Below are 22,126 nucleotides of genomic sequence, written 5' to 3' on the forward strand. Positions count from 1 at the left end.
GTTCTCGTCGCCCTCGAGTAACTCGTTAGCGCTTGCGGTCTTGGTGCGACTATTACTGAAACGCTCCTCGATGAATGAATCGCGGCTGGCGCGGAGACGACAGAATTTTGAGCTTTCAAAGCGATTTCTCGTGCGTCATGCTTGATGTGTGAAAAAATGTGCATATATTGTGCATAAGATTGAGCGGAGATTAGATATGGCACAGGCTCAGACAGTACATTCCTACGCAGTCGTTTCTGGCTTTGTTGATAGCCTTCAGGAGCCGCGGACACCTTATATCTCGCCGTCTCGCCTGTCGAAGGCGCTCGGTGTTAAGGTCGCGAATCTTGCAGAATTGACCGGTGTTCATCGCAACACCCTGCGCAATCCCTCCTCCGAACGCTTGCAGGGCAGGATGCGGGAAATGATCAAGGCGATCTCTGCGGCCGCTGAGCTGACTGGCGATCTTGCGAAGGCAATCTACTGGTATCGAAACGAACCGATTGCCGATTATGGCCATCGCACGGCCGCCGAGCTTGTAGCCGATGGAGAGATAGAGGCTGTTCTTGCGTATATTCGGGACCTGGAGAATGGAGCGCGCGGGTGAAGATAACCCGTATTGGCCCGGACACGGTCTTTCACCAGTACCTGACACCGAAATGGGCGTTTCTTCCCATCAGCGGCGCTGGGGCCGCTGTTGATGGCGGTCGCTTCAATCGACCTGGCGTCGAGGCTCTCTATCTATCCATGGCGCCACAAACTGCACTGGAAGAACATCGACAGGGTGCGAGCATCACGCCGCCGGCTACCCTTGCAGCGTACAAGATCACGCTGAGCGAAGTGGCCGATCTGTCGAAGGGTTTCGATCCGCTTCATTGGGATATTGCCTGGGCTCAATGGCACTGCGCATGGCGGAAAATCGCTCGCATTGACAGAAAGGTTCCTACGTCGATGCGAAAGCGGTTGGTGTTACAGATAAGCGCAAGGACGAGACAAGCTATTCCAGCCCATGTCGACAGCATGGATGATGGGCTGAAAGCGCTGCTCGCTGCTCAAATTCTCGAACTTGAAAGCCGGATCGAGCACGTTATCACCCAGGAAAAAACTCTCGCCGACAAGGCAATGCGTCTACGCTCCATTCCCGGTATCGGACCCGTCTCTGCAGCTATGCTAATCGCGGAAATGCCGGAACTGGGCAAAATGACATCAGGTGAAGCAGCTGCAATGACAGGTCTTGCTCCTGTGCCCTATGGCAGCGGAACGATGCGAGGCAAGCGCATGATCGCGGGAGGACGGAGAGCACTTCGCCATGTCTTGTATCAGGCCGCACTCGCCGCTGCGTATCACAACCTCGTTCTGAAATCAGTCGCACAACGACTGAAAGAGCGTGGCAAACCCCACAAGCTCGTTATCGTCGCTGTCGCAAGAAGGCTCGTAACAATCGCAAACGCGATCCTCAAAAGCGGCGCCTCATGGAGCCATCAAAGCCAAACTTAAACACAGTTGCTAGGGCGTTAATTGTTGTTTCAAAGTTTCAGCAACGACTTTATCAAATGAAGCGTCGCTATTTTGAGTGTTCTTCTGGCGTTGAGCCTCGACGTATGCGTCTCGATCTTGCACCAGCAGGGTCATCTGATGCTCTAACTTGTTCCTGATTTCCATTGTCCCATCTATTATCTTCTTCTGTTCCTCGCGCTTTTTTCCCTTTAGTGCCTCAGGCATCTCACTGTCGGTCACCTCATTCCATTTCAAATTCTTGTTACGAATATCGTCCAAGAGATCGCCGCCGCCGGTGACGACTTCTTTTGTTGACGAGCGCTTCGAATAAAACTTGGAGTTCTCGACCTGTGTTTCTATGGGGGCCGCCGCCTTTGCAGCCAGCTTATCAATGAGCCCTTCCTTTACCGACACCGCGCCATACGGCATAATTGTCTCATCAATTTTCTGTTGAACAGTAATGATCTCTTGGTCAAATGGTGTTCTCACGTCATCGATGTGACCGCCATCTTGCGCAATCTGAATATAGTGTCCGGAGCCACGCTCCGCGATATCGTTCCAGATGTTCCGTGTTTCGCCACTGTTCCCCGCCTGAATCGCGTTAACGCGAATATTTCGACGTTTGGCTTCAGCGATGATTTCGGGATACTTGCGTTCACCCTTATAATCCATGTGAGGTGGGGCATCCCCGACAAGAAACATTATACGCTGCGTCTGAGGATCGCTAGTCCATGCCAGCTGGCTAACCGCTGTATCAAGCGCTTCGTTTACAGATTCAGGATCATCTCCACCGCCATCCGCCTCAAACCGTCTTAGATTGGCATAATGTGACTGTAAATCTGTGCTCATATCGAACGATTTGACTGTATACTCGTCGCCACGATCACGATAGCCAATCAGGGCCAATCGGATTTCGGCATCAGGCTGAACATCTACTATTGTGTTTGTAATTGACCAGATCTTACGCTTTGCACCTTCAAGCAGATCAACCATGGAGCCCGTAGTGTCGAGCACAAAAACCACTTCGATACGTTTGGATTGGGCTGGCTCCTGCTGTTGAGGCGTTGCTAAGGATGGTTTAGCAAGCAGCAGCGCTGAGAACCCCACCAATGCTTTTACGACAAGCGCATTCTTCATGAAATCTCCGCATGAAAACAATATAACATATAATGAATAGAGAAATTATGTTTTAAATTTGCCCAAGAATTTAAGAGCCCGACTGTATCGGCAAATCATATTTTATGTGTGTTTTCAATTTTATCTATAATTAGGGCGAGCCTACGCCGTGTGGACGAATTGACTCAGGTATAAGTTTTCCGGTTCCAGACTTTCACTCGACGTGATTCACATATTGCTGACGTGATTTGGAGGTCAGTAATGTGCACCAAGATGACAGAAAATGACTATGAACTGGCACTTGAGGTTTTTCGGACTTGTCTGCCAGCCGTTGGCGCGAAAGCTAAAAATGACCGCCTATTCCTTGAGGCGTTGCATTATTTCACCCTTCACAACATCTCATGGCGGGCTTTGCCTGAGCGGTTTGGTAACTGGAACAGCGTATGGAAGCGTTTTGACCGTTTAGGTAAAGCAGGTGTTTTCGAGGACTATTTTTCCATTTTGGCTGGGCTTGATGAAAGCGCTCATCTTATCGCTATGTTCGACAGCACCGTCATTCGCGCCCATGTATCTGCAGCAGGCGCTAAAGGGGGCAGGAAGGTCAAGCGCTCGGCCGGTCTCGTGGAGGGTTCGGAACCAAAATCCATCTGAAAACCGACCGAAATGGTCAGCCCCTTGGCTTTGAACTGACCGGAGGCGAAGCCTCCGATAGCAAACAGTTTGAAAGCCTCATGGACACGGGCCCTCAAGTCAGGCACCGCGCTATCATTGCTGACAAAGGCTATGATAGCGACGTTAATCGAGAGATTGCGCGAAAGGCTGGCGCTATCCCTGTGATCCCTTACAGATCAAACAGGCGTAATATTCCGAAGCATTTTGCCACGGCGCTTTATCGAGGTCGCGCACGTATCGAACAAATGATGGGGAAGCTCAAACGGTTCAAACGTGTCGCATTACGCTGCGAGAAAACAGCAAGAAACTTCCGATCCATCGTCGCAATCGCTTCTGCTTTCATCTTAATCAAATCCGTCCACACGGCCTAATGCCTTGTTCGATAAACCTTCGATTTCAACTATTTATGAAACTTGTTTTACAATAAAAATCAGGTAATTGCTGTTCCTATCAAAATATAATAACACGATATAGTACCTATATTTTAAATTGAAAGAAAACATATGAAATCTTTTATCCTAGCTGCAACATTAATGGGAGCAGCGTTTGCACCAGCGCTCGCACAACAGCCTACGCCTGAACAAATGGAAATGGCTTACAACGCTGCGCGCAACCAACTCGGTGTGCTCAAATACTGCCAAGATAAAGGCCATATTGACGGTAGCGCATCTGAGATTCAAGTTAAGCTGCTTGCGCTTGTTCCTGCGCCTGCGGATGTTTCAAAAGGCGATGCCGCTGAAGATGTCGGTAAGCAGGGGAAAGTCGCTGTCATGGGCATGGAACAGGACATCGCTGCAGCAGCAAAGGCTCAAGGTGTCGAAGAAGCTAAGCTCTGTGAAATGATGGCAAACGCTTTGAAGCAGGCCGCAGCGAACCTTCCAAAGTAGTGAATTCTTTGGGTCGTTTAAACGACGTTAAAACCAAAATACCCGTTTAGCAAATAAACGCTAAACGGGTTCATGATACCACTTGATATGCAGCGTCCGGCCAACACATTCCGATCAGTTCACAAGCTTTGGTCGCAGCTCAAACAAATGGCGGCCGGGTTTTTCGTTGAACAACGGACCTTCGGATTGCTTACTTTGGTGGGTGAATAATCCAAATATATCCTACTACAAGCACCATCGAAACCGCACAAGACACTAAGAATAGATTCAGAAAAACCATTATTGCCCCGCACTGTTCAATAGATGCAGCCGTAGAGTAAATCAGTCTTCAATTAAAGCAGGCCCCGGTAGGCGAGTAAGCCGAGCCGGGGCTGCGCACCGGAGTCATACGGGGTATCATTCGGTGAGCAAAATTATCATCTCACATCCGGAACAAAAGACAATAAAAATGTCGGTGACCGCGAAGCCTACTGGGGCCATGCACCTGATAAGAACCATTGTTTCATCGAGATCGACGTCCGGCACGCTAGAAACGTCCCATGCCTATATGGCGCCATCTAGCTTCCCAATTTCTTTGACCGCTTTTCAAGCTATTGCTAGACAATTCGGCGGAAGTGTATTGGGGTTAAGGTCACAAAGCATCAGAACGGGTGAGCCGATACCTTGATTACTGGGGGGCGAAATGAATGAAACATGTGCTTAATGGCATACGAAGATGAAAATTGCGGGGTATAATGATTAGTAAGTTTTGTATTGAATATACCCTATTCAAATTGATCGTACGCGCATTATCCTTAATGTTGATAATCCTTCAGCAGGCATCATTCGCTTACGCGGAAAGTTTGCCGCCTTACCAAGAACTTGGCATCCGGCATATATGTGAAGCCACGCCCGTAGACACAGAACCAAAACAGTCTACAGCGAGTACGCTCAAATCTGGCGACGAGGTTCGAATAAAAGACCTTACGTTTGGGACGGACAACCAACCATATTTCGCAATCGATTATGCAACTGGTAACGGCTTGCAACGTGCGATCGGGTTCGTTTCAATTGATAAGGTTTCAAATTTTTGTAACTTTGCAAAGCGGGCCGATAGCGGTGATAGTTTTTTGGCTCCTCCAAACACCTGTCACTTGATCGCAACCAAAACGGAAACTCTGGCAGCGTTAAATGAAGAGGCCTCGGCTCTGGAAAAGTTTCGGCCTTCCATGGCGGCCTATCGAATGGCCAATGGAAGATATGCGCTTTCTCTTGGCCTGCTCAATATTCGGGCGAACGCAACTATCTTGCAGCGCGCAAACACACTGCCCAAGGATAGTGAGTGCTCAACAGGTTTCGAATTTTCTGAAGCCTTGGTGAAGGAGGAGAAAGGGTTTCTTGAGTACGAATTCCCTCCTTTTAGTTCTCGGGTAGAGCGCCTCGCAGCTGCTCGTGCATTAATGATTGAAGCGGCGCAAGGAACCAATGGGTCTGGCTTAAAAGAAGCTTGCTACCAAGGATTATCTGAAGCCTGCAGTGGCTATGCTGAAACCATCTACAACGCTGAAGATCCACATGGAACGTTGCCTGCTGCGGTTACGCATTTTGCATTATTAGGCTGCATGGGCGGGAACGTGCTTGGTTGTAAGCTTGCCATTAACCGCGCCGAAAACACGTTAGAGAACGCGCAATTTCGCGCTGTCGAAGGCGGCACGGGCAATTCGGCAGATCTCGTGGGTTTAGAACTCGCCAAGATTGGCTGCGATGCGCGGCAGGCTGTGAGCTGTATCCTTCTTGCCCGCGGGACAGCTACCTATTCCACGCCTACGCTCATTGAGGCGGCATCAAATTTTGCAGCAAAACTCACCGCTTGCAAGACCGGTATCGGTTGGGCATGTGACGAACTACTAGATGCATTTGGGCAGATCGTGCAAGCTCGTGGCGAGTATGCCTCTCCAACAAAAGATGAAAATTATTCCCTCGGGGCACTTGTGGAAGAAACTTGTCATCCTGGACCTGCGAAGCCTGATGTCGTGCACTGTAAACCAGCTTACCTTAAATACCGAGATTTTTTGCAAGCAACCAAAGTTGCAACGACAGACATTGTGCGCGTAGCAAAAGCAAAAAGCCTGCTGGAGAGGGGATGTGAGATCGGAGATCCATCTGCCTGTGCCGCTCAAAGCAAACTGGATGCTCATTGGCCTGTTGAAGCGCGTAGTGTGGCAGCTGCACGAGCTATCGATCTTTGTGAAAAACAATCACAGAAAGACAGTGTCTGTAACGGGTTAGGAGCGTCGCTAGATGCAAATCTTATTGGGTCACAGCCTGCTCAGCGTGTTGTCTACGACGATCTTGTTACAAAATGTATGACAGACCAATCAGTTGCTGGTCACCAGGCATGCAGTTCTGCCGTGGCCGCTTACGCTTCATTGGAAGGCACTGAACAGACCCACAAAATTGAAGAATTACTTGCGAGCGCTTGCAACCAGGAAAAAGTCAACGGGTGTCGGGCGCTCGCGTTACTATTAGCTAAAAAAGAACAGGGTAATTCAATGCCAATTCAGCTGGGTATTGAAAGAAGCGAAGCCCTGTTAGCTGTACTGCGCACCGGCTGTCGCTTTGACGATAACCCAGCGGGCACGTGTCTTTTGCTGGCAGAAACTTTGGCGTCTGACGCCAAAAACCAAGCAGCATTGGACGTGTATGCAAAAACCTGCGACTATTTGATCGCGCATGCTTCCAAAAAATTGGACAACGTTGACATTTGTTATGAGGCTGCCAAATTCGCCTTGGCCCAAAAAGTCCGATATTATGATGCATTGCGGTGGTCAGATTTTGCCTGCACTTCCGCAGATTTAGGCCTTTCACCATACGCTTGCAAAGTTATGGGAAATATCTATTTTTCCGGTCTGGGCGTCGACACAAATCCGCAGGAAGCGATAATAGCTTACCAGGCTGGATGCTTTCATCCTTTTGTTTCAACGACTGATGGTGAAGCCTGTATCAAATATGGGAACATGTTGCTCGATGCCCATGAATATCTGAACAGAACGGGTGCGGCAAAGTACGTATTACCGGAAAATGTTTACGGCGATACACAAAATTTGGCGATGCTCTTGTCGGAGGCGTCGAGAGCTTACGACATGGGTTGCATGGACAATATTGATCAGGCTTGCCAATTAAACGCAAAGTTGCTCGATGAGTGGAGCAAAGGACGGTTTCCTCATGGCCGTGCTCGCTGCCGTGTCCAAGATGATTTTGGGCAAATTTCTTCGGATAAGATATGCCGAGCGCTTTCGTTTTATCAGGCAGCTGGACAACAAAAAGAACAGCGACGCCAAATAAAACTTGAGGTCTATGCATGGCCAGATGGTGATCGTACGGTGGTGTATCAAAAAGACGGCACCTGGCTACTTAACGAGGTGATAACCGCTGGTATTCATCGAGACGGACAGAGTAATTGCTGGCGCAACCCAATTTCAAAGCGAAGCTTCTGCATCACGCCTCTCGGAGAATAAGTGAAAGCCTCCGTGTTCGGTTTCGATAGCCGCTGAAACTAGAACCTGCGGTTGAGCCGATTGATTTTAAGCTTATTGCGCACTGGGAGTGAACTGTCGGATCCGCGTCCCGTGTTCGGATCCTTGTCCATTCGCGTTGATGGGCACCGCGCGATCCGATCGCGGTTGACCGCGGTGCTTGCGTGAATAATGTCACTGCAGATTTGTGTTTGTCCGAGCGAGGGCGGAACCCGGGACCACCGATGGAGCAGACCAAGGGCGTCCGCGTTTCCTTTGCTTAATTCCATGGTACAAGCAGGCGCGTATGTAACTTCTTGGTTGTACGCAGAATACGAGTTGCGTCTTGGGCGTACGCGATATACCGCGGCGTTATCTTTGGTCGTTGGGAAGTCAAATAATATCGACCCCGATCGGCCTGTCTTCGTCTTTCGGTTTTCGTTTAATCTTGTCCCAGTTTCCCGCGGCACGCAGCATGGTTTCTTTAGCGGAGAAACCTGAACTTGCTCATGTCAGGTTTGTATTTTGCGAAACCTTCAAAGCACGATTGGTGGTCGAAGTCGACGAAGCCATCGGCAAGTCGGACCCTGTCGACAAGATAAGAACGCCATAAAGACTCATAAATGCGTAATTAATGCACTCTCCTGATGGTCCTTTCTTTCAGGAACTTTCCAGCTTGATACTTTACAGTAGGGCCTGTTAGTTCTACGGGTGAAAGAACTGTGGTTGTTCGCACGGAACGATTTGCGTTCCGCAGGTATATGCAAACATAGGTTACTATCAGTCCAGGATCTCTTGATGCATAAAACGCTCCTACTTTCCGCTTTCGTACTTTCCTCGATCTCATATTCTGCATTGTCAGATGAACTGACCGTTAGCCAAAGTACGGTCGCTAAGGAGATGAATGAAACTGTTGTCACAAAAGGTGTAACTCAGCGTATCGTTGAGATGTGTGCCGAGTTCGCGAGCGATGACGATAAACTTTCAGCCAAACGTGATACCGTGATGAGCAACGCGAAGACGATGTTTGCGTCCGGACAAGCATTTATGGAAGCGGCTGGCATCAACGAAAAGGCCAAAACGGGAGAAGATCTCAGGCGTTTCTTTTTGGATCGAGGAGTAACATGGGACTCGCCATCCGAAAAGTATTGTGAATTGGCTAATACGTTGATGACAGTTAAATCTCCTGTCGGAGACTACCTTATTAGGCGAAATTAGTGTGCTAGATTTTATCCGAGGTGGACGGTGATATCAGTTCCGTGCAATCGGCAGCATTTTTGATGCGGAAGAATTGTATTTGGGCTGGTATCAGAATTTGACAGATATAGCGCTTTTTGCCGAAAGCTTGGCTCTATGGGGCAGGCAGGAACGGATCATTACTGATGTAAGCCGGACTAATTGAAGGCCACAAGCAGTACGAAGTGATTGGTGGCTCCGCGTCAATATACTGGTTGCCAGCCGCTTTATTGCTTTACACATTCGTTGTCTCTCATTAATTACGGCCTTTTCCAGCAATAATTCGACTGCAGCGAGCAGAGCGTTGAAAAGCCTGAGCAGTTTAGCCGCCGATCTTCAGATGACAAGCAGGCTATTGAAACGGCCCAAAAAGCCGACATTAGGTTGGGCGGCAGCCGCCTCTAACTCGTGTCGCGTAAGGTGACTAGAACTGGTTTTTTATAAGTTCTAGCTCCCAAGGACGCTTATTGGCAGACTATCCCCCTGCTCGGTTTTCGTTGGAATCCAGATTAACTTGGTTGACGAGGCTGTTTACAATACTGGCGACCTGCTTGTCGAAGCTTGCCTAAGCCGGACCATGGGCATTTACTGATCCAACGATCTGCACAAAAGAACATCATGGCATTGGCTGTTTGAACTGGGCATTTCACGAGCCGATTGGACAAATTAATTTACAAAGAAACGCCGATCCGGCTAATTTCTGGCAAGTGCGGAGTTTGAAAGCGCAGTATATAAGAACATAGATGCAGGCTTTCCCGTACTTTAAACGAGTTCGACCCTTCAGAGCTATTTAGCGAGCAAACGTCGGAACCGTTCCAGCGACCCAAAACTACGCTTTCAGAATGGAGCAGACAACTCCCATACAACAATTGAACGCGTCCAATGCTCCAGGGGCGGTAATCACTATGCTTTTTTAATGTCGAGCCGAATTCGCAGCTGTTATGTGAGATAGGTTGGACGTTAGAAAGGATAATTGGATGAACCTCGAACGACTGCGGATCGTTCTCTTTTTTAATGGAGTTTTCATCCTTGCTGTTTCGATTGCCATGCTCGTTCCCGCGGTGATCGATTTTTCGTTTTCCAATTTCGGGGACGCAGTAGTTTTTCTGAGAACCGCCTTGATAACCGGTGGGTTTGCACTGTTGCTGACCGTGGGCTTTCGTCCGGAACTGCAAAGCCTTAACGACCGTAGAATCGGTCTACTGATTACCGTGAGCGCTTGGCTTTCAATTTCGACAGTCGGCGCACTTCCTCTGTATAGCTCGTTTCTCAATTTAAGCTGGACTGACGCAGTTTTCGAATCCACGTCCGCGCTGACCACAACAGGTTCAACCGTCCTGACCGGCCTTGACGATATGCCAGAGGGAATATTGCTGTGGCGTTCGATTTTGCAATGGCTCGGTGGCATTGGTATTATCGTTATGGCGCTCAGCGTTCTGCCTGCTCTTGGTGTCGGCGGCATGCAGTTGTTTCGCTCTGAATCTTCGGATGTTTCCGAAAAGCCATTTCCGAAAGTTCGGCAACTCGCACGAAACATCATTATTGTTTATCTCACGTTGAGTGTGGCCTGCGCCGTTTCGCTTGGAATGGCGGGGATGTCGACTTTCGACGCAGTCAACCATGCCATGGCCACAATTGCGACCGGGGGGCTTTCAACTAAGGATGCCTCTATCGGCTTTTACAACTCATTGCCGATCGAACTTGTCATAATAGTGTTTATGATTGCGGGAGCATTGCCGCTGGCATTTTACGCAGTCATATTGATGAGCCACGGCCAGCGCCGAACGATCGAAGGCCAGGTGAAACCCTTCCTTGCGATTCTTGCTTCGGCAATCTTTGTCTGTATGTTGTGGAATATATCGCAAGGCATGAGCGCGGGCGAATCGCTGCGAAAATCGGCCTTCAATGTCACCTCGGTTCTGACAGATACCGGATTTGCTACGGATGACTTTTCTGCCTGGGGCAGCTTTGCCGTTGGTCTTTTCTTTATGCTGTTTCTTGTTGGCGGATGTGCCGGTTCAACCGCTGGCGCGATAAAGATCTTCCGCTGGCAGGTGCTTTTCAGCAGCGCAAACCGATCGCTCAAGCTGGTCTTATATCCAAACGTGGCTGCATCTGTTCGCCTCAACCGAAAGCCAGTTAGCGATACTGCCATAAGCAACGTTCGAAACTTCTTTTTTCTGTATCTGATGACCCTCCTGATAATGTCACTTCTGGTTACAGCGACTGGTCTTGATTATCTTTCATCGGTCTCTTCGGTCGCTCAGGCAATGGCAAATGCGGGGCCGGGACTTGGACCGGTGGTTGGGCCTGCAACTAATTTTGCGTCAATTCCGGATGTGGCCAAATGGTTGATTGCCTTGTCCATGATAATGGGACGACTGGAACTTGTGACCTTCTTTATTGTTCTTCAGCCGTGGTTCTGGCAGCGCTGACAAGGAGATCGTGATTTGCTTGTTTCGCCGTTCGGCTTGGTTTATGACGATAGAAGGTCTCGCTGAGATCGAAGATAAGGCATCAAACCCGCACAGAAACTAAAAATGACTGCGTGAATTCTACTGCAAAGTCCCGTTAAAAACGGGGAATTACCCGGTCACGTCGAGGATGCCGACCGATCCGCTAGGGCATGATCTCATGGCCGTAAAAAATGAATGGGAAGATGTTGGTTTAAAAAGCGTCGAGCGTATCGGGGATTGTCTGTCTCCTGGCATAATCGCTGCCACAATTTTTTCTGGCCATGCCTACGCTCAAAGCCACGATAACGCCGCCCCCTTCGAAAATTACGACATGTACAGATGAGGAAAAAATTTTGAGAGCGCGATTATTTACGCGTTTAAATGTGCGAGCGGTACCTGTTGTGGCCTAAGCCACGCTCCATTTTACCAGCGAATATTTGCGCAGATTTATCTGCTGGCACCGCAAACGGTATGCAGCTCCTTGCCTGAACTGGGCCGCGGGCTGGTCGTATTTTTGTGCTTGGTTACCACCATCTAAAACAGATGACCGTGTGTCGACATGCTTCTATATAAGAAAAATATGTTCGCTCCGATAATGACGTGAAGCATCACCATATCGGAACGACTGGGGCAATTGTGTGGAGATCGGGACCGCTCAAATTTCTGGCTGGAAATCGGCCGACACGGCTCATGAGTGTATGGTTCGGTCAGATCATCGATCGACAGAGGCCACCGTCAATTGGCAATGCTACACCATTGACGTAACTTGCCGCCTTGCTGGCCAGAAAGGCAACGACCTCGCCGAATTCTTCCGCTGTGCCGTAGCGTCCGGCCGGAATTTCTCTCTGGCTCTCGGCTGCGATGACTTCCGTATCGACGCCGCGCTCAGCGGCATCCAACGCGTCAAGACGTGTGGTGCGATCAGTCGCAAATCGGCCCGGCATCACGACATTGACCGTTACACCGTCTTCGGCAACTTCACTCGCGAGCGTTTTGGCCCATCCTGCGAGGGCTGATCTTACGGCATTGGAAGCAGCCAGATTGGGAATGGGTTCGCGAATGCTTGTCGAGGATACAGCTATGATCCGACCGAAATGGTGCGCACGCATGGCTGGCAGATAGTGAGCGGTCACCTCAATCTGGCTGAGGAACATGCTTCTGATCTGTGTGTTCCAATAGGTTTCATCGTATTGAGAAGCAGCAACCGGTGCGGGACCGCCGCCATTGAGAAGCAAGATGTCGATGCTGCCCACGGCTTTGTCTACATTTTCCATCATTTTAGAAACACTTCCAGGGTCGGTTAGGTCGCAGGTAAAAGACGTCACTGAACCCGCACGTGTGCCAAGGCGCTCTTCGGCTGCGCGTAAAGCGATTTTGTCTCTGCCCACGAGCGCGATATCAACACCTTTCTTCGCAAGAGCTTCGGCCACGCCTAGTCCAAGTCCTTTGCTGCCACCCAGAAGAAGCGCAGTCTGTCTTTTGTCATTCATTTTGATGTTCCAATTCACAAACTGGTGCTGCCGATCGATCTGATTGCATTGACGATCAACGCAATGTCTTCATCGGTGGTGTTTAAATGCACTGAAGCTCGAAGCAGCTCCGAAATGCCGCGCATCGACATATCGTAAGGAGTGTACCCCGGTCCGTTCATGCCGATATTGATGCCCTGATCAGAGAGACGTTGCTTTGCAGTCGCGCAGGGCAGACCATCGATGGCAAAAGTGACAGCAGCGCCTTTGTTGTTTCCACGATCAAGCAACTTGACCCTCGGCAGTTCAGCAAGCGCCTGACGAAGCGCGCCCGCTTTTTGATCGAGAGCTAACCGGATATGGTCGACGCCCAAGTCGAGTGCTTGTTCAATCGCTTTCCCAAGACCGAGCTTGAGCGCCACTGATTCCTCACCGAACTCAAAAGCCTGAGCGCTATTTGCCACCTCAACATTCCCGTCTCTCAAAGTGGAGGACAGGTTGTCAATGTTCCGGGGCACGATCTCGGACGCAAGACGGGGCGAAATATATGCCAATGCCGTTCCGCGCGGTCCGCGTAGAAATTTCCGCCCGCAGGCGATGAGAGCATCACAGCCTAACTCGGCAACATTGATCGGCACCTGTCCAATTACCTGGCTTGCATCGATGATGAAAAATGCCGACGACCCGGCTTGCCGGATTGCAGCGCCAATCGCTGCCGCAGGGTTGATCAGTGCGCTTCCTGCACCAATCCATGTCAGCGCAACAATGCGAACGTCCGGCGAAAGACTTTTACCGAGCGCTACAGGGTCGACCGCACTTGTATCATCCGAGGCCATCAGCGAAAGTGATGCGCCATTCAAATTCGCTGAGCGTTGCAGGCACAGAACGTTACCGATCCATTCCTGGCGGCTGACAAGCACCTTGTCGCCGGGCGCAAGCGGTATAGAAGCGATCAGGTTGCCATAAAGCTGTCCGTGACTGGTTCCGAAAGCGACATGCTGCGAAGAGCATCCCAAAAGCTGAGCTGCAGCTTTATAGACCATATTGCTAGCATCTGATGCGAGTGCGCCAGCCTCCATTGGACCACGTTCCGCTTCAAGCCGCAGATGGTTAACAATAACCTGAACGGTTTCCGGAGAAGGCAACCCAGCGCCGCTATGATTAAAATGCAGGACGGAAATTTGCAGGTCCTTTGATCAGCGAATGAGGAAAACGGCCTCGACTTCGACCGGTACATTGGCTGGTAATCCCGCCACGCCAATTGCGGAGCGTGCATGCACTCCTCGTTCACCGAATACGACATTCATAATTTGCGACGCCCCGTTGCCGACCTGTGAATAGGCGTTAAAGTCAGCTACGGCATTGATGAAGACCGTAAGCTTGGCCAATCCGACGACCCGATCAAGATCGCCTTCAAGCGCTTCATTCGCCCAGAATATGACATTTGCCGCGCAAAGTTTCGCGCTTTCAAGAGCATTATCGATATCGATCTCACCGCCAACTTGCCCGGTGTACGCAATCTCGCCGGCTTTCTCCGGTATCTGCCCCGAAACATATAGAAAATTATCGGCTTTTGTGGTTGGCGAGAATGGCAAGTCTGGACGGGCCAGATTGGGCCACTCGATACCACAAGCAGTCAGTTTGTTTTGATAATTCGACATTTTATGCTCCATTTCCTAGCTTCTGAATTCATATTGTCAAAGGCTATACCCCACGTGTAGTCTTATAATTCTTATTACAGTATAAGGGTTCATTATGGATGCCAGTTATGATCTCAGACTGCTCAGAATGTTCATCGCAGTGGCTGAAACGGGGACATTGAGCAAGGCTGCTGACCGTCTTGCGCGCACCCAGGCGGCCGTCAGCATGCAATTGCAGAGGATAGAAAAGGAGTTAGACACGCAACTCTTCACCCGCTCCTCGCGTGGTGTTTCTCTGACGCAAGCGGGAGAAGCCTTTTTGGCTTATGCGCGAAGGGTCATTGCGCTGACGGAGGACATGCAGCGCGGATTGGTTGATAAGAAGCTGGTGGGGCGTATTCGGCTGGGTCTTTTTGAAGACCTCGCAGTCACGCGCCTTCCCGGCGCGATTGCCGAGTTCAAACAGAAACATCCGTCGGTGGATATCGAACTAAGTTCGTCACATTCCACACAGCTGGCGCGATCCTTTGATGAAGGGCAAATCGACATCGTCGTTGCGGACCCCGCTCGGTTCACCCAACCGCCGCTAAGTTTTATTTCTTATCAGCTGGTATGGTGTGCAAGCCGCTTGCTCGATGTGAATGAGGAGGAGCCGCTTCCAGTCGTCCTCTTTGAAACATCCTGTTCCTGGCAGGACCGGATGGTCACTTCTTTGGCCGAAGCAGGCCTTGTATGGACCGTTGGCTGTCGCGTGAAAAGCCTGACCGCCATGTTATCTGCATTGCGGGGAGGGTTGGGCATTGGCGTCCTATTTTCTGAAGCGGTTCCCCCAGACTGCGAGACCATAAACGGACGATATAATCTGCCTGCAGCGCCGGTTGCCGAATTTGGAGTATACACCGCCAACGCCTCATCACCGCTTGTTTCCGAACTGGCGAAATCGCTCGAGGCGCTAGCATAGCGCATATCAGCGAGGCTAGGTGAGCGCGGCGGGATTCATCATCAAACCTGAACGGCGTCGATTGATTCGGACTTTGAAGGGCCCGATATCTCTTGCGACAGCTCCGGCTCCGTCACAAGTATGGAGATCACGGCCAGGGGTAAGATGCGATAGGCGATACGACGCCGAGTTTTCGCGGGTCACTAATAAGATTTTATTCGCTAAATGGTGGGTAAGCAGCCTCCTGACGTCGGCTTCCATGTTAACTCCTGTAGCTGGGCCAGATTCTGGATAGAGCCCTGTCAACCTGCTTGCTGGATGGCAACGGTCTGGTATCAGTGGCGGCGGCTTGACGCTTCGCGCGAGTTGAGTCCCTAAAAGTATATTCCACACTATCAAATGGGGCTCCAGATCCAAATTATAGTGCCATATATAGAGGACAATTGTTGCGGTGCTAGCAAAGCGATGCAGGCGATGCCGGAGCATCGCGGACCGGCATTCAAGCAAGTCGTTCGTTCTGCCAGAGTCTGCTACGGTGGAAGGACTGGGATAATGTTTCTATGACCGTCAATTACCGGATAAACAACGCGTCACCGCAACGTTCTCGGCACGCGATCGGGCTTACTGGGCCGATTTGATGGCATAAACCCGGTTTGGATCGAGATCGCAAAGATCCGTATTATAGCGATTTTGAGTGACGACCTGTCCACCGCACAAACTAACGGATACAGGGCCTTTTGCGCAAAAATGGCGGGCGACGATGTTCCAATTTCGCATATAGATCACTGCGTTATCCTAAGCTGCGAAGGCGGCGAAAGGCTGCATGTGGAGACATTCTGGATGGATAAGGTTGTTGATTTAGAGATGGTGCGGTTGGAAATCGATAGTCCCTAAATGAACTCAAATATCTGCATGATTTCAGCGGTTATTAAATCAGAGTTCGTTTACGTTGCCCGGCTTTTATAATCGGTGCAGCAGCTTGGCGTATTTCTCTCGTATTGAGTAATTGTTACCAATTACACTGAGGCGACAGTAAGTGAAAGGTAATGACAGAAAGTGTAATTGCTATGGTTAATAATTAATCTTAAATCGTGCTTTAAGAATTAAGCCAATGATCACTGTGTCGGTGGGACCGCTAGGCGATCTAAGTGGAGGGGCCATGGGGCAGCATAAAAGAATGCTCTTTACGAGCTGTTCAGCACTAACGTTTGCAATTTTCTTTGGCAGCGCAATACCTGTAGCGGCGCAGGCACCATCTACCACACAGTTGTATCAAATGATTTTGGAGCTTCAGCAGCGCCAGAAACACTTAGAGCAGCAACTTGCAAGCGCCCATGCAAAGACCGCTGAGGTTCAAAAGAGGCTGGCTACGCTCGAAGGTTCCGTCGCTCAGTCACAAAATATGCCCCTCTCGCCCGTGGATCGGCGTCTGCAGCTCGCATTCGCGCAGCAAGCTGACACTCGTGCTGTCTCGGCTCCTAACGTAAGCGTGGGCTTTGGAGGAGGGGCAAACAGCGACAGTGGATACGGATTTGCTGAGGGATCGGTCGCTGTTCCGTTAGGAAACAAATATGGCTTCCAGATTGATGCTCTTGGCGGCGTCTCGCGCAGTAATCCTATCGGCGGAGCGGCCGTACACCTCTTCCGGCGTGACCCTGAAAAAGGTGCAATCGGATTATATGGCAGTTATATGTACAGCGGCGGTGGCTACGACGATGGTCACGGCGGCATTGAGAATGGTTATGTCGAGGGTAAAGCAGGCATCGAAGGCCAGTATTATCTTGATCGTGTAACGCTTGAAGCACTGGCTGGTATTGAATGGAACTCGCTGGAAGATGAATTCGGTCCTTTTGCCGAAGGTCGGGTGGGTTACTATGCAACTGACAATTTCAAAGTTAATGCAGGTCTTCGATATAGTGATAGTTTCGGTGGCCGTTTACGAGCAGTTGGAGGTGCGGAATATCTTACCGAATTCGGCTCTACTGGCACCGCGGCTTCAATCTATAGCGAGCTTGCAGTTGATCTGAATAACTCCAGCGTTTCGTCAAGTGGTGATCTCAGTGCCATGGCGGGGCTACGCTTCCATTTCGGAACGGGCGCTTCAACGCAGCAGTACGGTCGTACGACCGTTTTCTGCAAAGACCCATCGAAAAACTACGAGTGTCTGCTCTCGGATGATCAGAACGACTATTATGCCGATAAACCAACCCGCTCACTGATCCAGCGTGACCGTAGCGACTTCATGCGAAATCATCTCATAACGGATGTCGGCGGCTTGCCAGAACCGACAACCAGTACGTGGGGTCAACCAGGCACCCCCGGTGCTCCCGGAATTCCTGGTACCCCAGGTGTCGGTACACCAGGCGCCCCTGGCACTCCAGGTGTCGGCACACCAGGCGCCCCAGGCACGCCAGGGGTTGGTACACCAGGCACTCCTGGTGCTCCCGGAATACCGGGTACCCCAGGTACTGATGGCACCCCTGGTGAGGCAGGACCTCCCGGCCCGGCAGGACCAGAAGGCCCTCAAGGACCGGAAGGCCCTCAAGGACCAGTAGGTCCGGCAGGACCTGCGGGTCCAATAGGCCCGGCAGGACCGGAAGGCCCTCAAGGACCAGAAGGCCCACAAGGACCAGATGGCCCGACCGGACCTACGGGGCCCTCCGGACCTACCGGACCTACCGGACCTACCGGACCAAGCGGAGCATAATATCGACAGAAGCATCGACGGGCTCCGCAGATGAGCTCGATGGTGCGGGGCAAGAGTGCAATATCTTAAGACAGGCAATTTCTGATCGTGCACGATGAGCACGATCAGATGGTCGTTGTGGTTTGTTCGTGGAGTTAGAGAGAAGTATGACTGGCACGCGACTTGATTGCATGATTCAAGCTCCCAATCCGCCCCAGCTCGTCGCTGCGGAGGGAACGCGCGATTGGATGGATGCGACCAATCAACGTTTTGCATACCGTTGCACACCGCTTTCAATCGCGAATGCAAGTGGATGGGAACTGTTAAATCCGATTGACATCACGATCACATGGAATGGCTTCAACACCACAAACGATGTGACCTTTCACGTTAACGAGCCGAATGTAACGCACCGCTTCATCAGTTCGACGTTTGGGCATGGAATTGTTACTTTTCATCCAGGCTACGTTTTTCGCACTGATCCGGGTTGGATGATATGGGCTAGAGGATCCCCAAACCGAATGAAAGACGGGATTGCCCCGTTGGATGGCCTGGTGGAAACCAACTGGTTGCCGTTCAGTTTTACAATGAATTGGCGGTTTACTCGGCCGGGTTCTGTCACCTTTGCTAAAGGTGAACCGTTTTGCTTTATCACTATGATGCCAAGTGTAGCTATCGAACAAGTACAGCCCGTCATTCGACCGATGGAAGATGATCCAGACTTTCATCATGAACATCGTGTCTGGAGCAGTGAACGGCGCCTCTTTTCGGCCGGACTACAGATGAGCGATGAGCTGACTGTCGAACAGAAGTGGCAAAAGCATTATCTAAAGGGAACTTCTCCAACCGGAAAATCCGTAGCCGATGAAAACCATCGAGTAAAACGAATGCTAAAAGAGCCAATACATATTGAACAATTACGCTCGCAGATTACAACTTCGGTTGAAGAATCCAAACAGGATCATACCAAATAGTGCGTATCTTCTTGGCTCCGATACTGGAAACTAAAAAAGTTTTCCTGCTGACGTTTGCAGCGCTGGTAGGATGTGCGGGGCAGTCTGATGATGGTCGTACATCTAGGGCCGCTCTCATCAGTCAGCAAGCGGCGTTCGCGAGTGAGCCGCACGAGGTACGTATTATCGACCGGAGCCGGTTTGATCGTCGCTTTTGGCCAACGGACATCAAAGCGCCACAGCCACTGCCGTCTGGCACAATTTTTATTGATACAAAGAACAAGTTTCTCTATCTGCACCGAAGTGATGGTACAGCCAGACGCTATGGAATTGCAGTTGGCGGAACTGGTCATTCGTGGTCGGGTACAGCAAAAGTTGGGCGCAAGGCGGAATGGCCGGCATGGTTTCCAACTGATGACATGCGCAACTTAACCCCCGGCTTACCGCACAAAATTTCGCCAGGTTCACATAACCCGTTGGGAGCGCGTGCGCTTTATTTATACCAAAACGGCAAGGACACGCTTTACCGTGTTCATGGAACATCCGAGCCTTGGACCATTGGAACCGAAGCGTCATCGGGTTGCATACGAATGATAAATGAAGATGTGATCGATCTGTATGATAAGGTGCCGATTGGAGCTACTGTTATCGTTAAATAATACTTTTCAGGGAATCTCCCTAAACGATGGGTGGATTGCATGCTCGTCGTTGTTGTTGTACAAATCTAGATCGCTTTCTCAGTAGCATTGTAAGGCTTGTGAGCAACTTATAGTTGAGGTCAGGTGGCCGCTTTTGCGTTTCTCAGCGACGCTCGAGAATTATGATCAGCTTCCAGACAAAGCGATTGCACCTGGTTGTGTCGGAGGCCTGTGCCTGTATTTGCTGCATTGCATTGTCACTAAAGCTTGAGCACATGTGGGCCAATCAGCGGAGAAAAACATGTGTGTTTGAAAATATCTTGAGCCTGTATCGTGGGAAGTTTAGCACGGCTGAAAATGGACGGGACTATATATAGCACTAAAGAACCATCGCTATTGATAATCACGTCGTAACTCATCATTGTTGAGTTGTTATCTAAGCGCACTATTTCTGTCCGGGCCTGGCAATACCAAGCGGTATTAATTGTTAACGGTTTGTCGACTCCCGATAAGCGGCAAGCTGTCTACATCCGAAAATTTAATGATGTGATTTTATAGTCAAGGTATAAATGCCTCCAGCTTTGCCTTGGTCGAAGTAATGTATGGAGCCGGCACTGAAAAAAAATATCCCTGAACATGCGTGGCGCCTGCCGTTCTTGCTGCATCGATCTGAGCCGCTGTTTCCACACCTTCAATGACGATCATGGGCGCGAAGCTGGATGCAAAACCAACAATATTTTGGAGGCTGTCGCGCCCCTTGAATGAAGGGCGAATATCATGAACGAATGCCTGATCGATCTTAACGATGTCGAAGTTGATCAATTGAAGAAGCCTTGGAGACGCGAAACCTGCACCAAAATCATCGAGTGCGACACGGCAACCAAGTCTTTGGACCTCTGCGATCAACTCAGCACAAGATGAAAGGCTACCCATTTCCTGCACCTCGGTCACTTCTAGGACAAGGCGCTGTGCAAGGTGCGCGCGATTAGCAATTTGGTCGAGAATGCCATTCCATGCAGCTACATTGGCGAGATTGTCAGGGGAAAGATTGCACCCGAGAACTTTTGTCGGTGCGTACTGGAGAAGGTCGAGAACGATTTTGACCATATGTCGGTCGAGAAGTGGTGCTTCACGCAGCGCCTCCAGACAGGGCACGAACGCACCCGCGCCGTAGATGCGTCCATCCGTTCCGGTCAGTCGCGCCAAACATTCACCGTATAAGATTTCTTCAGGCGCAGATGTCGAATAAATATCCTGAACAGCACAGGATATGCGATTGTCAGCAATCGCGTCGGCGACAATCTCCACGTGTTTTTCATCAAGAACATCAAGTTGATCAAACATACCCCACCCTCCCTGTAGTGAACAAAGAGGTGTTTCAAAAAGGCCCGGAGTTTTTCAGGGAGAGAAAAGACGGCTTGTGGCCGGATCTTCGCGCACGAGACAACCACCAAACCTGCAATCAACCCCGCAGGGGCAATATCAGTAGCCCCTCTCTTTATTCGTATCCGTAGCTTAAACTTTCACCGCGTACTGAACAATTTCATTAAATATCTGATCCTTACACTTCCTGTCGGTCGTTAATACTTATGCAGCGCAGGAGTGACAAAACACTATTATCCAGCGCGCAATACAATCCGCTAGTCCGCGAACGAAAAGCCTTGCCCGCGTATTGCATGCAAAGGAAGCACTATGTTGGCCTTTTTCGCCCTTCGACGCAGTCGGCTCACTATGGTGTCGAGATGCGCATAATTAAATTCATATACGTCTTCTCCCAGAGCCTCCACGAGCGCCTGCCGCTCGACGGTCTCGCCACGCTCAGCGAATAACCGTCCCAATAAACGTTGTTCCGCTGTGGTTAAACGAAGACGATTGCCAACCCCATCGGATAGTACCCAACCGCCTTCGAGCAGGGACCACCCGGAACCTTGACGCTGTGAAGAGAAACCGAGCCTGCTGAGACGGGCGCTGAGAGCTGTCACTGTGGCAGCCAGTTCGCGAACATCGATCGGTTTGACGAGGTAAGCATCTGCACCGTTTTTGAGGCCATTAATCCTGTCATCAATGGACCCGCGAGCTGTCACCATGACAATTCCCAACGATCGCGATGTTCTCAAATGCGCGGCAACAGATAACCCATCTTCTCCATTTAAGCCGATATCAAGAATTACGATGTCTGATGGCTTTGCTGCGTACGCTCTGTAAAGAGCTGCAGCATTTTCAAATCCATATACGTTCAGGCCCAGCCTGGATAAGCCCAGGAGCATTTCCTCTCGGAAGTCTCGGTCATCATCGACAATGTAAACAAGGGGAGCCGTCGTAACATCGTATTGCTTGAATTCCTCTGCTGTCATTGGTGGTCCTAAATCGTGCCCGAATATTCCATCTCATCTGTCTGCTTTAGGATAGATGATTGTAATTGCGTGTGCCTGTTCCCTGAATCTCTATTTTATAGTCTAGGCG

General features: G+C 50.3%; 19 protein-coding genes. 13 read left to right on the forward strand and 6 right to left on the reverse strand.

Features of this window, described 5'->3' with window-relative positions; all coding sequences use genetic code 11:
- Window positions 1–196: 196 nt before the first annotated feature.
- Together CES85_RS26610 and CES85_RS28035 are read left to right on the forward strand one after the other, a co-directional pair.
- A complete protein-coding gene (locus CES85_RS26610) occupies window positions 197–586 on the forward strand; it encodes a hypothetical protein (protein ID WP_095448746.1) in 390 nt (129 codons plus the stop codon).
- A complete protein-coding gene (locus tag CES85_RS28035) occupies window positions 583–1,476 on the forward strand; it encodes a transposase (protein WP_095448747.1) in 894 nt (297 codons plus the stop codon). Before CES85_RS26610 ends, CES85_RS28035 begins: the two co-directional genes overlap by 4 nt.
- Before the next feature lie 9 nt (window positions 1,477–1,485).
- On the opposite strand, the gene CES85_RS26620 is transcribed toward CES85_RS28035, so the two are convergent.
- Window positions 1,486–2,613 (reverse strand): vWA domain-containing protein, encoded by a 1,128-nt coding sequence (locus CES85_RS26620; protein WP_095448748.1) that lies wholly within the window; start codon window positions 2,611–2,613, stop codon window positions 1,486–1,488.
- Between the two features lie 240 nt (window positions 2,614–2,853).
- On the opposite strand from CES85_RS26620, the gene CES85_RS26625 reads away from it, so the two are divergent.
- The 7 genes from CES85_RS26625 to CES85_RS26650 all read left to right on the forward strand — a co-directional run bounded on the left by CES85_RS26625 (window position 2,854) and on the right by CES85_RS26650 (window position 11,316).
- Window positions 2,854–3,243: a transposase gene (locus CES85_RS26625; RefSeq protein WP_095444932.1), complete on the forward strand. Its 390-nt coding sequence runs from the start codon at window positions 2,854–2,856 to the stop codon at window positions 3,241–3,243.
- A complete protein-coding gene (locus tag CES85_RS26630; protein ID WP_235889509.1) occupies window positions 3,240–3,635 on the forward strand; it encodes an IS5 family transposase in 396 nt (131 codons plus the stop codon). The genes CES85_RS26625 and CES85_RS26630 overlap by 4 nt, the downstream gene beginning before the upstream one ends.
- Before the next feature lie 132 nt (window positions 3,636–3,767).
- A complete protein-coding gene (locus tag CES85_RS26635) occupies window positions 3,768–4,151 on the forward strand; it encodes a pore-forming ESAT-6 family protein (RefSeq protein ID WP_095448749.1) in 384 nt (127 codons plus the stop codon).
- A 734-nt stretch (window positions 4,152–4,885) separates the two neighbouring features.
- A complete protein-coding gene (locus tag CES85_RS26640; RefSeq protein WP_157743541.1) occupies window positions 4,886–7,648 on the forward strand; it encodes a sel1 repeat family protein in 2,763 nt (920 codons plus the stop codon).
- 472 nt (window positions 7,649–8,120) lie between these two features.
- Window positions 8,121–8,258, forward strand: a complete 138-nt coding sequence (locus tag CES85_RS27355) for a hypothetical protein (protein WP_157743542.1) — start codon at window positions 8,121–8,123, stop codon at window positions 8,256–8,258.
- A 185-nt stretch (window positions 8,259–8,443) separates the two neighbouring features.
- Window positions 8,444–8,863 (forward strand): hypothetical protein, encoded by a 420-nt coding sequence (locus CES85_RS26645; protein ID WP_095448751.1) that lies wholly within the window; start codon window positions 8,444–8,446, stop codon window positions 8,861–8,863.
- Between the two features lie 995 nt (window positions 8,864–9,858).
- A complete protein-coding gene (locus CES85_RS26650; protein ID WP_095448752.1) occupies window positions 9,859–11,316 on the forward strand; it encodes a TrkH family potassium uptake protein in 1,458 nt (485 codons plus the stop codon).
- A 728-nt stretch (window positions 11,317–12,044) separates the two neighbouring features.
- Here the strand turns inward: CES85_RS26650 and CES85_RS26660 are convergent.
- Genes CES85_RS26660 through CES85_RS26670 form a run of 3 tightly spaced genes read right to left on the reverse strand, consistent with a single transcriptional unit; the run spans window position 12,045 to window position 14,467 of the window.
- A complete protein-coding gene (locus CES85_RS26660) occupies window positions 12,045–12,827 on the reverse strand; it encodes an SDR family oxidoreductase (protein WP_095448754.1) in 783 nt (260 codons plus the stop codon).
- A gap of 14 nt (window positions 12,828–12,841) precedes the next feature.
- Window positions 12,842–13,951, reverse strand: coding sequence for an aminotransferase class V-fold PLP-dependent enzyme (locus tag CES85_RS26665; protein WP_095448755.1), 1,110 nt, complete (start codon window positions 13,949–13,951; stop codon window positions 12,842–12,844).
- 51 nt (window positions 13,952–14,002) lie between these two features.
- Entirely contained in the window at window positions 14,003–14,467 is a 465-nt protein-coding gene (locus CES85_RS26670) for a RidA family protein (RefSeq protein ID WP_157743543.1), read from the reverse strand.
- A 94-nt stretch (window positions 14,468–14,561) separates the two neighbouring features.
- Between CES85_RS26670 and CES85_RS26675 the strand changes: the two genes are divergently transcribed.
- From CES85_RS26675 to CES85_RS26690, 4 genes are all read left to right on the forward strand, one after another.
- Window positions 14,562–15,407: a LysR family transcriptional regulator gene (locus CES85_RS26675; protein WP_095448757.1), complete on the forward strand. Its 846-nt coding sequence runs from the start codon at window positions 14,562–14,564 to the stop codon at window positions 15,405–15,407.
- Window positions 15,408–16,662: 1,255 nt separating this feature from the next.
- Window positions 16,663–18,093 (forward strand): collagen-like domain-containing protein, encoded by a 1,431-nt coding sequence (locus CES85_RS27590; protein WP_208636313.1) that lies wholly within the window; start codon window positions 16,663–16,665, stop codon window positions 18,091–18,093.
- 146 nt (window positions 18,094–18,239) lie between these two features.
- Entirely contained in the window at window positions 18,240–19,046 is an 807-nt protein-coding gene (locus tag CES85_RS26685; protein WP_095448759.1) for a DUF6065 family protein, read from the forward strand.
- Entirely contained in the window at window positions 19,046–19,684 is a 639-nt protein-coding gene (locus tag CES85_RS26690; RefSeq protein ID WP_244923352.1) for a L,D-transpeptidase, read from the forward strand. The genes CES85_RS26685 and CES85_RS26690 overlap by 1 nt, the downstream gene beginning before the upstream one ends.
- Window positions 19,685–20,221: 537 nt before the next feature.
- On the opposite strand, the gene CES85_RS26695 is transcribed toward CES85_RS26690, so the two are convergent.
- Both CES85_RS26695 and CES85_RS26700 read right to left on the reverse strand, forming a co-directional pair.
- Complete coding sequence (locus CES85_RS26695) at window positions 20,222–21,007, reverse strand: EAL domain-containing protein (protein ID WP_095448761.1); 786 nt, start codon at window positions 21,005–21,007, stop codon at window positions 20,222–20,224.
- 296 nt (window positions 21,008–21,303) lie between these two features.
- Window positions 21,304–22,017: a response regulator transcription factor gene (locus CES85_RS26700; RefSeq protein WP_095448762.1), complete on the reverse strand. Its 714-nt coding sequence runs from the start codon at window positions 22,015–22,017 to the stop codon at window positions 21,304–21,306.
- Window positions 22,018–22,126: the final 109 nt, after the last annotated feature.

Source organism: Ochrobactrum quorumnocens (genome assembly GCF_002278035.1).
Taxonomy (GTDB): Bacteria; Pseudomonadota; Alphaproteobacteria; order Rhizobiales; family Rhizobiaceae; genus Brucella; species Brucella quorumnocens.